Below are 14,589 nucleotides of genomic sequence, written 5' to 3'. Positions count from 1 at the left end.
AGGTGCATCATAGCAAAAGGGACACCTTGTGTCAATAGACGCAAGATGCCCCCTTCCATATACTCCACTCTCTTTTTACGAGGGAGTTTTCAGGCTGGTGTCGAGGGGGGGATTTGAACCCCCACAGGCTTGCGCCCACTAGATCCTGAGTCTAGCGCGTCTACCAGTTCCGCCACCCCGACGCTGACGAATTCGTGACGGCGATGATTGTAGCAACGGCGGAGAAAAATTGCAAGCTCGGAAACCGACAAGCATGACCCGCCAGGAGAAAGACTCCTGTTATGAGGAGTTTCTTCCGAAACCGCGGGAAACCCACCTTTCGACAGCTCTGTTCCGTTCCGCCCCCATCTAGAAGTTTTGAGGAAACTCTGAATAAAGATCTTTCGCTTTCCCTTGACTCGGGTCGCATCAGGCTCTGCGAGGCACTTTCGGGGCTGACGCAGCCTTATTCAGAGGCTCCTTGAGAAAAAAAGGGGCATTCGCTTCCGCCGAAACACCTTCCTCCCTCCGAGCGATTCAGGAAAGCTGCGCAGCCCGGCGAAGACGATCTCGGAGTGCTCTTCCAATGCGAAAAGAGGAGGGCATATCCGCCACGAGGATCCGAAGATTACATTTTTCCAGATCGCGAAGCGTCGCAAAGAGGCCTGCCGCATAGGCATCCTCATGGGGAAAACGTCGCATGGCACCACACGGAAAGGGAGGTTCCCGCAGTCCCACGTATCCGATCTCCTCCGGCTGCGCGAGAGCCGCAACCTCCGTCCAGACCCGACCGTCCTCTTCCCAGAGAAAAAGAGGAAGCGTCGGCGCGTAATGCCGATGCCGCGTCCCGGGGGAGTGGGCGAGCAACTGGGCGGTTTCGGGGAGGAGAACCTTCCCCGCGACGGCTTCCAGTTCCTCCAGGGGAAGGCCTCCGGGACGGAGAAGAGTGAGTGTCTCCGAAACGGCGTCCACCACGGTCGATTCCACTCCAAGTGCCGTGGAACCACCGTCGAGAAGCACCGCCGGAGCATTTCCGAGGTCGTCCGCAACGGCTTCCGCCGTGGTGGGACTCGGCCTGCCGCTCGAATTTGCACTGGGAGCGGCCACGGGGCATCCGCAATGCCGAAGGAGTCCCAAGGCCACGGGATGGGCGGGAATGCGTACCGCCACGGTGGGCAGCGAAGCACGGACATTCTCCGGAACGTCTTCCCGTGCGGGAAGAACCAGCGTGAGAGGTCCGGGTGCGAATCTGCGGAACAGGGCCTCCGCCCGATGGTCCATGCGGGCCACCTGCCGCACATCCTCCACGGATGCCACGTGAACGATGAGCGGATTGTCCGCGGGCCTTCCCTTGGCGACGAAAATGCGCGCCACCGCCTCCGCGGAAAGCGCATTCGCGCCGAGACCGTAGACTGTCTCCGTAGGGAAGGCCACGAGGCGCCCCGACCGAAGCACTCTGCCCGCCACGGCGAGGGCGCGCTCGTCGGGCTTTTCCGGATCGAGGCGAAAACGGATTGTCATGACGACGCGCTCCCCTCTGCGTTCTCCTCTTCCTTCCGGCGTTTTCCTCCTTTTCCGAGGCGGAGTTCGGCCCTCGTCTCGTCATTGAAGCAGGAGAAAAATTTGCGCCGAAACTCGGGAAACGTGCCGTCGAGAATCGCGCCGCGCATGCGTCGCATGAGCCGCAGCAGGAAATGGATATTGTGCCACGTGCAGAGACGGGAGGAGAGTATCTCCCCTGCCTTGTAGAGATGGCGCAGATAGGCCCTGGTGTAGGTCCGGCAGACGTGGCAGTCGCATTCCGGGTCAAGGGGAGAGAAATCCCGGGAGAACTCCAGATTTTTGATGTTCAGGCGCCCTTCGGAGGTGAAGACCGTCCCGTTTCGTCCGTTGCGGGTCGGCAGCACGCAGTCGAACATGTCCACTCCCCGGGCAACTCCCTCCACGAGGTTCGGAGGATAGCCAACCCCCATGAGATAGCGCGGAAGTGCCGCCGGCATGAAGGGCATCACGGCGTCGAGAATGCGGTACATCTCCCCGTGAGGTTCCCCAACGGAGAGTCCTCCGATGGCGAGCCCGGGGAAGTCCATTTCCGCGAGACGGCGAGCGCAGTCGATGCGCTGTTCCGCGTAGACCGATCCCTGAACGATGCCGAAGAGGAGCTGGTCCTTCCTCGCGTGCGCCTTCCGGCAGCGGCGCGCCCATGCCAGCGTCCGCTCCACCGCCCGCAGGGAAGATTCCGGCGAGGAAGGATAGGGAACACATTCATCGAAACACATGGCGATGTCGCTGCCGAGCTGCTCCTGAATCGCGACGGAACGCTCGGGAGACAGAAAGTGGAGGCTGCCGTCGAGATGGGAGCGGAAAGCGACGCCCTCGTCGGAGACCTTCCGCGACGCCGCCAGGGAAAAGACTTGAAATCCGCCGCTGTCGGTGAGGATGGCGCGGTTCCATCCCATGAAGCGGTGCAGTCCCCCCGCCTCGGCGACGAGATCTTCTCCGGGGCGCAGGGAAAGATGGTAGGTGTTGCCCAGGAGAATGGACGTCCCCATCTCCACCAGCTCGAAGGGAGCCATGGCCTTCACCGTCGCCTGGGTTCCCACAGGCATGAACACCGGCGTCTCCACCACACCGTGGGAGGTGTACAGCTCTCCCGCTCTCGCCCCCGTAACAGGACAGGTGGCGATGACGCGAAAGCGTTTCTCCGAGACCTGCGTCACGAGATGCCTCCCTTCCAACGGAACAGGGTTTCCGCGTTTTTCCAGATCTGTTCGGCCAACGCCTCGAAAGTAGTCTTTCGCACGTCCGCGATGGTTTCATAGACGAACCGCACGTAGGCGGGCTCGTTTCTCCTGCCCCGAAAGGGCTGAGGCGCGAGATAGGGAGCATCGGTCTCGCAGAGAATCCGGTCCGCCGGAATCCGTCCGGAGATCTCCCGCAATTCGGTGCTTCGGGGGAATGTCACCGGCCCAGCGAAGGAGACGTAGAATCCCAGATCCAGTGCCGCCTTCGCGTCCTCCCAGGTTCCTGAAAAACAATGAATCACGCCGCCGCAACGGGACGCGCCCTCGGTGCGCAAAAGCGCGAGCGCATCGCCGTAGGCCTCCCGGATGTGCACCACAAGGGGTTTTTCCGCCTCGACCGCCCAGGCGACATGGTCCGCAAAGACGCGGCGCTGCACGTCCCGGGGGGAGTGATCGTAGTGGTAGTCCAGTCCCGTCTCCCCGATGGCCGCCACGCAGGGTGCGTTCGCCAGATCGCGCAGTTCCGCCGAAAGCCCCTCCGCCGCAGTGGATGCATCGTGAGGATGGACACCCACCGCGGCAAAAACGCCCCGGGCGGCATAGTCCAGGGCAAGACGGTGCGCGACGAAGCTCGATGTTTCGTCGGCCCCCACCACGAGAAGGCGGCGAAGGCCCGCCTCCGCCGCCCGGTCCAACACCGTCTCCAGATCCTCCCCAAACTGCTCCATATCCAGATGACAATGGGTATCCGCAAGAGAGTCCTTGTGCACGAGAATCCTCCAGATCTTCTAATGAATGCGCGACCCCGGCGCGATGTCCCGATCCACCGTGAGAAGCGCGAGTCCCTTGCCGTCGGCGGTCTCCGCGGCGAGGAGCATGCCGTTGCTCACCACGCCCCGCAGCTTGGCGGGTTTGAGATTGCAGAGAACGATGATCTTCCGCCCCACAAGCTCCTCCGGAGCATAGAACTCCCGGATGCCCGAGACGATGGTCCGTCGTTCGTATCCCAGGTCGAGTTCGAGTTTATAAAGCTTGTCCGCCTTCGGAACGGGCTCCACCGCAAGCACCGAAGCGACCCGGAACTCGCAGTTCCGGAACTGTTCCACCTCGATCTCCGGTTCGTGATCGCCGGGATCGGGAAGCATGCCCTTCCGGGCTTCCCGCTCGGCCTTCGCCGCCTCCCACTCCTTCAGGTCGATGCGGGGAAAGAGGATATCCCCCCGATGCACGGACACACCCGAGAGGTCCTCGGTCCATTCGGGAATGCCCTCGCCCCTCGCGATGATCTCCGCGTCCAGGCCGAGCTGATCCACCATGCGCGCCGCGGAATCGGGGATGAAGGGAGCCACGAGATACGCTACGGTACGAAGCACGCGACAGAGCGTGTTGAGCACCGTGCCGAGGCGCTCCGTGTTCTCCTCCTTGCCCAGCTTCCAAGGCATGGTGTCGTCGATGTACTTGTTTCCTCTTCCAACAAGAATCCAGATGCTCTTGAGGGCCTCATCGAAGGCATAGCGATCCATGCAGGAATCCACATCCCGACGTGTCGCGGCGACAAGTTCCACAAGGTCTCTTTCCAGCTCCGTTTCGGTCCCCGCGGCAGGAATCGTTCCGCCGCAATAGCGTTCCACCATCTGGAGCGTTCGGTTCAGCAGATTTCCCAGATCGTTGGCGAGATCCGCGTTCCGCCGCTGCACAAGGGCGAGTTCGGAGAAATCCCCGTCCAAGCCGAAGGGAACCTCCCGAAGCAGGAAGTAGCGGAAAGAATCCCGACCGTACAGCTCCACCATCTCGAAGGGATCCACCACGTTTCCCTTCGATTTGGACATCTTCTCCCCCTCCACGGTCCACCAGCCGTGGGCGAAGACAAGTTTCGGCGGGTTCACGCCGAGGGCGAGAAGCATGGCGGGCCACACCACGGAATGGAAGCGGATGATGTCCTTGCCGACGAGATGGTGAACCACGGGCCAGTATTTTTTCCAGGGCGCGTTCTCCTCGGGATAGCCCACGGCGGCGAGATAGTTGATGAGCGCATCGAACCAGACGTAGACCACATGTTTTTCGTCACCCGGAACGGGAATGCCCCAGCTGATGGTCGTTCGGGAGATGGATTGATCCCGCAGGCCTCCCCGAAGAAAGCTGAGAATCTCGTTGTAGCGTCCCTTGGGCAGGATCGCTTCCCCGTTCGCCTCGTAGTAGGCCAAAAGGGGCTCCGCATAACGGGACATACGGAAGAAATAGCTCTCCTCGGTCATCATCTCCAGTTTCCTGCCGCAATCGGGACAGGTCCTCTCCTCTCCCATCTGGGACTCCGGGACATAGGTCTCGCAGGGAACGCAATACCATCCCTCGTAGGATCCCTTATAGATGTCCCCCTTGGCGAGGAGAGTCGCAAAGATGTACTGTACCACCTTTCGATGGCGCTCCTCGGTGGTTCGGATGAAATCGTCGTTGCTCACGCCGAGGGCTTTCCAGAGTTCCTGAAAGTTCACCACGGTGCGATCCGCCAGTTCCTGGGCGGTGAGCCCCTTGGCGGCGGCGGCGCGCTGAATCTTCTGGCCGTGCTCGTCCGTGCCCGTGAGGAAAAAGGTGTCGAAACCGCACATTCTCCGGTAGCGGGTCATGACATCCGCAGCGATGGTCGTATAGGCATGCCCGATGTGAGGCACGTCGTTCACGTAATAAATGGGTGTGGTGACGTAAAATGGTTTCCGTGACATGTGAGAACCCCCTTACGATAAATCCCGTTCCCTCCGCGCAGCGCGGAGGAGCCGGTCCTTGACGACGTTTTTCGGAATACCATACCGTTCATGGATGAAGTTGGCAACCTCCCGGAGAGGAAGCCCCCGCCCCTGGAGATTTTGCGCATCCTCCTCCCAGGGAATTTCTTCGTCGGCACCCTCTGCCGCCACCGCTCCTTCCACGAGAAGAACCAGTTCGCCCCGAAGCATTCCTTCCTCTGCTCTTTCGAGAGCCTCCTCCGCACTGCCCCGAAAGACCTCCTGATGGATTTTGCTGATCTCCCGCACTACCGAAACCGAGCGATTTCCCAGCACGTCGCGAACCGACGCGAGATGCGCCGCCGCCTTGTGTGGAGACAGATAGAACACCAGCGTCCAGGGACATTGTCGCAGTGTACCGAGAAAGGCGACGCGCTCCCCCTCCCGGTCCGGAAGAAACCCGAGGAAGGCGAAGGGCGACGGGACCAGCCCCGACAGCAGGAGGGCCGGAATCAGTGCAGTGGCCCCCGGGAGAACATCCACGTCAAACCCGCGGGACAGCGCCTCGGCGAGAAGGATCGTTCCCGGATCGGAAATTCCAGGCGTTCCCGCGTCGGAGACGAGGGCTACCGTTTTCCCCTCTTCGAGGAGGGCGAGCACTTTTTCCGTGCGGGCCCGCTCGTTGTGCTCATGGCAGGAAAGCATGGGCTTCCTGATGGCGTACCGCCGCAGCAGAATGAGAGTCCGCCTCGTGTCCTCACAGGCGACGAGATCACATTCCCGGAGCACCCGAAGCGCCCGAAGGGTGATGTCCTCCAGGTTGCCGATGGGGGTTGGAACGACGATCAGGGGCAGGACAATCCCTCCTTCGAGTAGGCCCGCAGGCATTCCGCCGATGTCGCCCCCTTCTCGTCCGCCACGAAGAGGGGTGGCTCGACGACGAGCCCCATCCCGGCTCCTTTGGTGCTCTGCACGAGCAGAAGAAAGGCATTCTTTTCCGGCCTCGGGTGAACGGAACGGAGACGTTTCGGTTCGAGCCCGTTCTCCCGAAGTCTTCCAAGCAGTTCCGCACCCCGGTGAGCGCGGATGACCACGTAGAAACGACCACCTGTGGGGAGCACCCATCGCGCTCCGGAGACGACATCCTCCAGAGTGCAGCAGAGCCCGTGCCGTGCCATGGCCTCGGACCGGACAGGGCTCGGACGGCCCATTCCCTCCTCGTCGTAGGGAGGGTTGGCCACCACGACGGAGTGACTCTCGGGAGGAAGCAGTTCTTTCATTCTTCGCAGGTCTCCCGCAAGAAAACGGACACGGTCAGCGAGACCATTCTCCGCGGCGTTGCGAGCGGCGAGAGACACGAGGTCCTCCTGGATCTCCAGGCCGAGAATCTCCTCCGCCTCGGGGAAACGCCACCCGAGAAGCAGCGACACCGCTCCGGAGGCACTGCCCAGCTCCAGGACTCGTTCGCGCGCTTTCACCCGGGTAAAGGCAGCGAGGAGAATGGTGTCCACCGTAACCCTCGGACCCGTTCTCGGCTGGAGAAGGGAGAGTTCTCCCCAGAGAAGATCGTCTCTCGTGAACTCCATCAGGACCACTCCTCCAGCCGGACTCCCACCACCTGGGAAAGGCCCGGCTCGGACATGGTCACTCCGTAGAGCAGGTCCGCCTGTTCCATGGTGTACCGCCGATGCGTCATGGCCACAATCTGGATGGCGCGGGAATATTCCTTGGCCAGCACCGCAAAGCGCCTGAGATTGACCTCGTCCAGGGCCGCATCCACTTCGTCGAGCACGGCGAGAGGCACTCCGGCGATCTCCATGGCGGCAAAGAGAAGGGAAATAGCGGTGAGAGACTGTTCGCCGCCGGAAAGCTGACCGAGATGCTGCGGTTTTTTCCCCGGCGGACGGGCGATGACCTCCACGCCCGCCTCCCAGAGTTCACTTCCCTCCGCGAGGGAGAGGCGCGCCTCGCCACCACCAAAGAGACGTTGAAAGAGCGCGTCGAACCGCTGATCGATCCCCTCCAGCGCCTTGGAGAAAAGAGCGCCCGCATGGCGGTCGGTCTCTTCGAGGAAGCGCCGCAGCTCCTCCATGCCGGAGCGCACGTCCCCCACCTGCTCCTTCAGAAAAGCGAGGCGTTCCTCCAGGGAACGATCCTCGGACAAAGTGCCGAGGTCCACATCCCCCAGGGCCTTGAGGCTTCTTTCCCGCTCCCGGATTGTTCTCCGCAGCTCCTCGGTGCGCTCCCGGGGAGAAAGGGCACCCGTGTCTTCCGACGGAACATGAAAGGAATTTCCCGGATAGGGAAACTGTTCCTCCCAGAGTGCAACGGCATCGTCCACCTCGCGCTGAAGATCTTCGATGCGCCGCCGTGTCCGCATTTCCCGCTCACGATCCGCCGCCAGGCGCTCCTCGCCGCTTCGGATGCCGCGCCTCGCCCGGTCGCGTCGCCGATGGAGTGTATTCAGGGAAAGGCGCTCCCGTTGCAGGCGCCAGGCCAGCTCTTCTTCCTGGAGCTGCAACTCCCGGAACTCCTTTCCGAGAAGCGCAAGTTTTTCCCTCTCGGAGATTCCCTGGCGGGACAACTCCTCGCGATCGCGCACGTGGACGGCCAACGCTTCCCGAAGATCTCCGAGGGAAGCCCGGGTCCGCTCCGCCAGGTCCTTTGCAGCAAGGCGTTTCTCCTCCGCCAGTCGAGCGGTGGCGCGCAGGGCAGTCACGCGGGATTCCAATTCCCGATCCTCCGGAAGGGCGGACAGGGTTTGCAGGCGCTCCTGCAGTTCCCGGAAATTCCGCAGAAGCTCTCCATAGCGTCGCCCTTCCTCTCGGAGGGACTCCCTCGTTCGGAGAAGCTCCTCTTCCCGGTGGAGTTTCTCCCGAAGCGCGGATTGGAGAAGACGTTCCTTTTCCTCCAGAAATCTTTCTCTTGCCGCCAACGCTTCCGCGGTCTCCTGTTTGCGCTTGGAGGCGGCGCGTTCTCTGTCCTCGGCCTCCCGGAGACTCCAGGCAAGTTCCTTCGCCGACGCTTCGAGCCGGGACACTTCCGCCTCGGCCTCGCTCATCAGGCGCCGCAACTCCATGGCACCGGGACCACTTTTGCCGCGACCGCCGCTCACCGTCCCCGAGGAAAGAAAGACGTCTCCGTCGAGAGTGGCCACGGGGACTCGGCACCCGCTTCGGGAGAGGGATGCTCCCACCTCGTAGCGCTCCACCAGGAGAAGGTCCCCAAGAACGTGCCGAACGCAGGATTCCCAGTGAGGGTCCATCTGCAGGAGTTCCACCGCCCACCCCACCACACCCCGAGGAAGAGTAAGGTCCTTCTGAGGAAAGCGGGGATGAGTCCGTTCCAGGGGAAGAAAGGTGGCCCGGCCATTTCCCGTCCGTTTGAGCTGCTCAATACATACCTGAGCTTCATCGAACGTTTCCACGAGGAGCCAAAACTGGCGTCCTCCAAGAAAGGCCTCCACGGCACGGATAAGATTGGATGGACAGGTGAAGGCCTCCACCAGCGGCAGAGGTCGAGCGGAAAGCCTCCCCAGCTTCGCCGCAGCCACGAGATGCTGTACCGGCCTGGGATAGAGCTCTCCCTGGGCGGTCTCGCGGTACTCCTCCAGGCGCGACGCCGCACGCCCGGTTTCCCGGCGGAGCAACTGAAGCTCCCCCGCATATTCCTGACAGAGGGCATAGGCATCGCTGTGCCGAAGCACTGCCTCTTCGTGCTCGCGGCGGCACGCTTCCTCTTGAAGCCGTTCTTCATCCCGCTGCTTCTGGAGAAGGGCAAGACGCTCTTCCTCTTCCAGGCATGACGTCCGCAATTCCCAAACACGCTTTCCCAGGGCTCCGAGGCGTCCCTTCGAGGCGGAGAGATCCACGTCGACCCTGGCAAGCCCGGCCCGCAACTCCTCGCGAAGAAGCCGTTCTTCGCCGAGTGCCTCGGTGTGCCGGCGCCACACCGCATCGGCCTCCTCCAATTCCTGCAGTGCCCGGACAAACGCCGCGTCGGCATCCTGAAACGCCGCGGCCCGAAGGAGCGCCTCCTCCTCGGCAAGAGCCAACGCTTTTTCGGACCGCGCTTCCTGTTCGAAACAACGGACAAGGGTCTCCTTGACATGGCGCAAGGCAGTACCGGAAGCGAAGGCCTGGCGACGGAGCACGTCGCGCCGCCGTGCGATCCGTTCCGTTTCCTCCAGGAGTGCTCTCTCCCCCGTGGAAAGCTGCTCCGATTCCCGGACAAAGCGCTCTTCAAGAGCCCTCCAGCGTTCGAGCCATTTTTCAGCGAGCGTTCGGCGCTCTTCCATGTGACACGCTTCGGCGAGGAGTTCCTCTCGCTCGCGTTCCGCCTCCCCGCGGCGAATCCAGTAAAGCAGCCGCCTCGCTTCGTCCAGTTCGGTCCGAAGCGTCGACGCGATCCGGGCTTTTCTCACCTCCGGGGCGATAACGACCCGGCGAGCCTCCAGTTCGGCCATGAGCGTCTCCAGACGGGCAAGCTCCGCTCCCGCCGCATGAAGCTTCGCCACTGCGTCATCTCTCCGCCGTCGGTACACATCGATGCCGAAGAGCGCCTCCAGATGCATTCTCCGGGCGAGAGGGCGCTGCTGGACCACCTCCGTCACATCCCCCTGGCCGATGAAAGCGAAGCGGTCGCCCTCGAGGTTCCAGGCACGCTTCACCTCATCCAGATCCTGAAGGCGGACACGGGCGCCATCGACGAGAACAAGGCTCGTGCCGTCCCGTTGCACTTTTCGGCGAAAAAGGGAGGAACGCGCCTCGCTCCGGAGCTGCACGGCCACCTCCGCTTCTTCCGCCCGGGGAAGGGAAAGGCTTCCCGAGAAAATGAGATCGCTCTGCCGTACAATACGAAGGCGCCCCGGGTTCATGTCGCCGAGAACCCAGCGGAGTGCGTCAAGGAGATTGCTCTTGCCGCTTCCGTTGGGTCCCACCACGGCGGTGAAGCCCGGGCTCATGGGCAGATCGTGAACACCGCCGAAGCTCTTGAATCCCTTAAGCTGAAGTCGTGCGATGTACAATCGGAGGGACCTCCCTCTCCTCCAGGAGAGAGAGCTTATGCTCCACCTGCTCCAGAGACCCCTGGGCCTCCATGCGGTATTTCTCCCAGGCCACGTCGGGAACTTCGACGAGGAAGAGCCTGCGCTCGAACTCTTCCTCCCATGAGGCCAGGTAGGTCTCCGCCACGTAACGGGCCACCACGGGGTGCAGCTCCACCACCATGGCCTCGGACCTGCTGGAGCAAATCACCTTGCGCAGAAAGCGCTTCAGGGACATGGCGACGCTGTCCTCCTTGAGGACCCACCCGCTGCCTCCGCAGAAAGGACATCCTCTCGTGAAGGTACTTCGCAGGTCGGGACGTGCCCGTTTTCGGGTGATCTCCACGAGGCCGAGCTGCGTGACGCCGAAAACCTTCGCCCGGTAGCGGTCGTGCTGAAACACCCCGTGCAGCCTGTCCAGGAGGGTCTGTCGATCTTCCTCGTGATCCATGTCGATGAAATCGATGACCACGATCCCCCCCACCGCACGCAGTCGGAGGAGCCTGGCGATTTCCTCCGCGGCCTCCAGGTTCGTCTCCAGCACCGTGGAGCGCAGGTCCGTCTTGCCCGTGAACTTTCCCGTGTTCACGTCGATCACCGTGAGCGCTTCGGTCTGCTCGACAATGAGATAGGCCCCCGAGGGAAGCCAGATCTTCCGGTCCAGAGCCGCTTCGAGTTCCCGTTCGATTCCGAAGAACTCGAAGATGGGTGTCGCTCCCCTGTAGACATTGATTTCCGGAACCGTCTCCCCGGAAAAACGTGTCACGTAGGAACCGATGCGCTCCGCTTCCTCTTCGCAGTCCACCACGATCTCGCTCACCTCTTCCGTGAGTTCATCGCGCAGGACCCTTCCGAGAAGTCCCAGATCTCGATACAGGAGACAGGGAGCGCTCTGCTTTTTCGCGTTGTGCTCGATCTCCTGCCAGAAAACGAGCAGCTCCTCCAGATCGCGCCGAAGCGCCTCGTCATCCATGCCTTCCGCGACGGTACGGACGATGATGCCCACACCTTCCGGGCGAAGAGACCTAGCGACACGGCGAAGACGCTTCCGTTCGTCCTCGTCGAAAATCCGTCGGGAAACCCCGACCTCGTGCCCTCCGGGAACGAGCACCAGATATCTTCCGGGAAGCGAGATGCGTGGGGTCACCCGAGCTCCCTTTCCCTTTCTGGCGGACTTGATCACCTGCACCAACAGCTCTCCGTTGGGCTTCACCGTGATTCCCCTTGCGTCGGCAAGGTAAAGGAACGCGTTTCTTCCGTCCCCAAGGTTCAGAAAAGCGGAATGCATTCCCGGAAGTACGCTGTCCACCCTGGCCTTGTAGATTTCGCCGGTTCGCTGCCGCTCCCACATGCGTTCCACGAACATCTCCGCCAATCGCCCCTCTTCCACGATGGCGACTCTCGTCTCCTCGGGGTCTATGGTATTGGCGATGATCTTTCGAATGATGTTCATGGGGCGCCTCCTACGTTCACAAGAGGAAAGGGGAACGGTATACCACATGCTTCGCCGAAGTCGGAGGGCACAGAGTCGCCTCCGCTCCGCCCCACGCAGAGGCGGAGGAGAAACAGATCATCCCACCCTGCGGTGATCTCCGCGCCGACCAGAGCTTTTACGAGATTGCCCACGCCCTTCTCGGGAGTTTCCACGCTGAAAAAAAGCGCCTCCTCTTTTCGACAGCACCCTTTCAACGCACCAAGACCGCTTTCGCCGCTTTGGAGAAGGCGCTCCGCCTCGTCGAGCCGCTCGGGGTCCCGGAGACGAAGTCGATAGGCGGCGAGTTCGCACAGCGTATGCAACGCCGAACCGGAAACTTCCTGCACGGCGAGAACGGACACTCCCTCGGGCAGACAGTTCTTCCAGCGATCCTGAGTTTCCTGACTCCATCTCTCCACCCATATCTCGCCGGGTTCCGCAAGAGCCGGCACCCCCATGGGGAGCGCCGGTCCCAGACTGATCTTCGGGCGAGGCGAAAACCCTTCGGTATAGTGCAAGAGTACACCCGCACGGCGAAGCGACCGGGCAAAGACTTTGGGAAGCTCCACGTGAGGCAGAAAGGCGGCGCGACCTCGCTTCGAAAAGAGAAAACGCAGCCGCATCACGCACTCCCCTTTTCCTGCGGGATCTCCGAAGAAGGCCCGGAAGACACCGGAAGAGGACAGTCACACGAGCTTCCCTTCACGCAATCACCATCCAAGGGTTCCCCAGCGACGCCCCGGGAACGGAGACAGTGCCGCTCGAACCCGCATCCGGTGCATGCCCCGCGACAATCCGGCGTGAGCAGCGCCTTCCTGCTCCGCTCCCTCTCTTTCCAGAGAAACTCCCGGCGTACGCCGGAACGGATGTGATCCCACGGAAAAGGCTCGTTTTGCCCCCGTTCCCGCAATACGACGGGAAAAGGATCCACACCGGTCTCCTCGAAGGCGCGCCGCCAGATTCCGAAATCGAAGGACTCTCCCCATCCGTCGAATCGAGCGCCGAGCTGCCACGCCCGCTCCACCACATCACCAAGCCGAGAGTCCCCCCGGCCAAGCACTCCCTCCAGAAAGGTCTGCTCCGGTTCGTGATAGGAGAGCGTGATGCGTTTGTCCGTCGTTCTTGATTTGAGAAAGCGCCCCTTCTCCCGCAGTTCCTCCATGCTGGCCTGGGAATCCCACTGGAACGGCGTGTGCGCCTTGGGAACGAACCCCGCCACGGAGATCACCATCTGGGCGCGCTTCGTGTGCCGTCTGCCGATGGCGAGGAGGCGTTTCGAGACGGAGAGAATGCCCTCCAGGTCCTCCATCGTCTCGGTGGGAAGCCCCATCATGAAATAGAGCTTCACCCGCTCCCATCCCCGACGAAACGTCTCGTCCACGGTGTTCTCCATGTCTTCCTCGCTGATTCCCTTGTTGATGACCGCCCGAAGACGCGCCGTTCCCGCCTCGGGGGCGAAGGTCAATCCACCCCGTCGCAGTGGCTCCAGCGAATCCGCGAGGGCCACGGAAAATGCGTCCATCCGAAGGCTCGGCAGGCTGAGGGAGGTATGGCGCCCCTTCAGGAGAGGGCCGAGCCGGTCCAGGACAGCGGAGAGATACGAGTAATCGCAGGTGGCGAGAGACATGAGCCCCGCTTCTTCATATCCCGACGCATCGAGCAGTTTTTCCACGAGATGTTCCACCGACCCGGGGGCGCGCTCCCGGAGAGGACGGTGAACCATGCCGGCCTGGCAGAATCGACACCCCCGGGTACACCCCCGAAAAACCTCCACCACTGCACGATCATGCACGATTTCCGTGGAGGGAACCACCATCGTCTCCGGAGCGAAAACCTTGTCGAGGTCTGGGACAAAACGGCGTTCCACGGGGAGAGGGGTGCTGCCGCCGGAGACGAAAAACCCGGAAGGACCCGGAGTGTAGGTGACGAAGGCGGGAACATAGACACCGGGGACGGCGGCGAGCTGCCGCAGACGTTCCTCTCGTGACGCGCCTTTCACGGCACGAAGGCATTCGAGAATCTCCGGGAGGAGTATTTCCCCGTCACCCACGCAGAAGGCGTCGATGAAAGGAGACATGGGCTCCGGCGTAAGCGCCCCGGGACCACCGGCCACAACGAGAGGATCATCCTCACCCCGCTCCGCACTCCGCAGAGGAATGCCACCGAGGTGAAGCATGGTGAGGACGTTCGTGTAGGTCAACTCGTACTGAAGCGTGAAACCGAGGACATGGAACTCCTTCAGGGGACGGCACCCCTCCAGCGAGAAAAGTGGCCTGCCCGAGGCGACGAGTTCCCGTTCCATATCCGTCCACGGACAATAGCAACGCTCCACTCCGACCCCGGGGAGCGCTTTCGCCAGAGCATAAAGGATCTGGAATCCCACATAGCTCATTCCGACCTCGTACACATCGGGAAAGGCGAGACAGAGCCGAAGCAGTTCCCCGGAGGTCTTCGAAGGGATCCGGGCACCCCATTCGCCTCCCGTGTATCGAGAGGGTTTTCTTACTCTGGCAAGAATCCGCCACAACTCATCCGATTCTTCCGAAAAAACCATGAACACATCTCCTCACGCGACATTTCTCGCATTGTCTATCCTAAGGAGGCTCTGAAGAAAGACCTTTCGCTTTC

Annotated in this window: 10 protein-coding genes and 1 tRNA gene; all 11 read right to left on the bottom strand. The window is 61.9% G+C overall.

Going from position 1 to position 14,589, the window contains the following annotated elements; genetic code table 11:
• Positions 1-95: 95 nt before the first annotated feature.
• The 11 genes from K349_RS0111985 to K349_RS0111930 all read right to left on the bottom strand — a co-directional run bounded on the left by K349_RS0111985 (position 96) and on the right by K349_RS0111930 (position 14,515).
• A tRNA-Leu gene (locus K349_RS0111985) sits at positions 96-182 on the bottom strand.
• 334 nt (positions 183-516) lie between these two features.
• Positions 517-1,500 (bottom strand): L-threonylcarbamoyladenylate synthase, encoded by a 984-nt coding sequence (locus K349_RS0111975; protein WP_029166019.1) that lies wholly within the window; start codon positions 1,498-1,500, stop codon positions 517-519.
• Positions 1,497-2,699 (bottom strand): tRNA guanosine(34) transglycosylase Tgt, encoded by a 1,203-nt coding sequence (tgt, locus tag K349_RS0111970; RefSeq protein ID WP_029166018.1) that lies wholly within the window; start codon positions 2,697-2,699, stop codon positions 1,497-1,499. The genes K349_RS0111975 and tgt overlap by 4 nt, the downstream gene beginning before the upstream one ends.
• Positions 2,696-3,493, bottom strand: coding sequence for a TatD family hydrolase (locus K349_RS0111965; protein WP_029166017.1), 798 nt, complete (start codon positions 3,491-3,493; stop codon positions 2,696-2,698). The genes tgt and K349_RS0111965 overlap by 4 nt, the downstream gene beginning before the upstream one ends.
• Before the next feature lie 18 nt (positions 3,494-3,511).
• Entirely contained in the window at positions 3,512-5,443 is a 1,932-nt protein-coding gene (gene metG / locus K349_RS0111960; protein WP_029166016.1) for a methionine--tRNA ligase, read from the bottom strand.
• Positions 5,444-5,455: 12 nt separating this feature from the next.
• On the bottom strand, positions 5,456-6,331 hold the full coding sequence (gene rsmI, locus K349_RS0111955) for a 16S rRNA (cytidine(1402)-2'-O)-methyltransferase (RefSeq protein WP_245588051.1): 876 nt from the start codon (positions 6,329-6,331) through the stop codon (positions 5,456-5,458).
• Positions 6,289-7,029, bottom strand: a complete 741-nt coding sequence (locus K349_RS0111950) for a tRNA1(Val) (adenine(37)-N6)-methyltransferase (protein ID WP_029166014.1) — start codon at positions 7,027-7,029, stop codon at positions 6,289-6,291. The genes rsmI and K349_RS0111950 overlap by 43 nt, the downstream gene beginning before the upstream one ends.
• Positions 7,029-10,469 (bottom strand): chromosome segregation protein SMC, encoded by a 3,441-nt coding sequence (smc, locus tag K349_RS0111945; RefSeq protein WP_029166013.1) that lies wholly within the window; start codon positions 10,467-10,469, stop codon positions 7,029-7,031. The genes K349_RS0111950 and smc overlap by 1 nt, the downstream gene beginning before the upstream one ends.
• Entirely contained in the window at positions 10,444-11,940 is a 1,497-nt protein-coding gene (locus tag K349_RS0111940) for an Rne/Rng family ribonuclease (RefSeq protein ID WP_029166012.1), read from the bottom strand. Before K349_RS0111940 ends, smc begins: the two co-directional genes overlap by 26 nt.
• The gene (locus K349_RS18165; RefSeq protein ID WP_157367387.1) at positions 11,937-12,584 is read right to left on the bottom strand and encodes a TIGR03936 family radical SAM-associated protein; all 648 of its coding nucleotides are present in this window, start codon (positions 12,582-12,584) and stop codon (positions 11,937-11,939) included. The genes K349_RS0111940 and K349_RS18165 overlap by 4 nt, the downstream gene beginning before the upstream one ends.
• Positions 12,584-14,515: a TIGR03960 family B12-binding radical SAM protein gene (locus tag K349_RS0111930; protein WP_029166010.1), complete on the bottom strand. Its 1,932-nt coding sequence runs from the start codon at positions 14,513-14,515 to the stop codon at positions 12,584-12,586. The genes K349_RS18165 and K349_RS0111930 overlap by 1 nt, the downstream gene beginning before the upstream one ends.
• Positions 14,516-14,589: the final 74 nt, after the last annotated feature.

The sequence above is a fragment of the Aminiphilus circumscriptus DSM 16581 genome, assembly GCF_000526375.1.
Taxonomy (GTDB): Bacteria; Synergistota; Synergistia; order Synergistales; family Aminiphilaceae; genus Aminiphilus; species Aminiphilus circumscriptus.
Note: the sequence above shows the minus strand (reverse complement) of the source record. Positions and strands in the feature narration are given on the sequence as shown.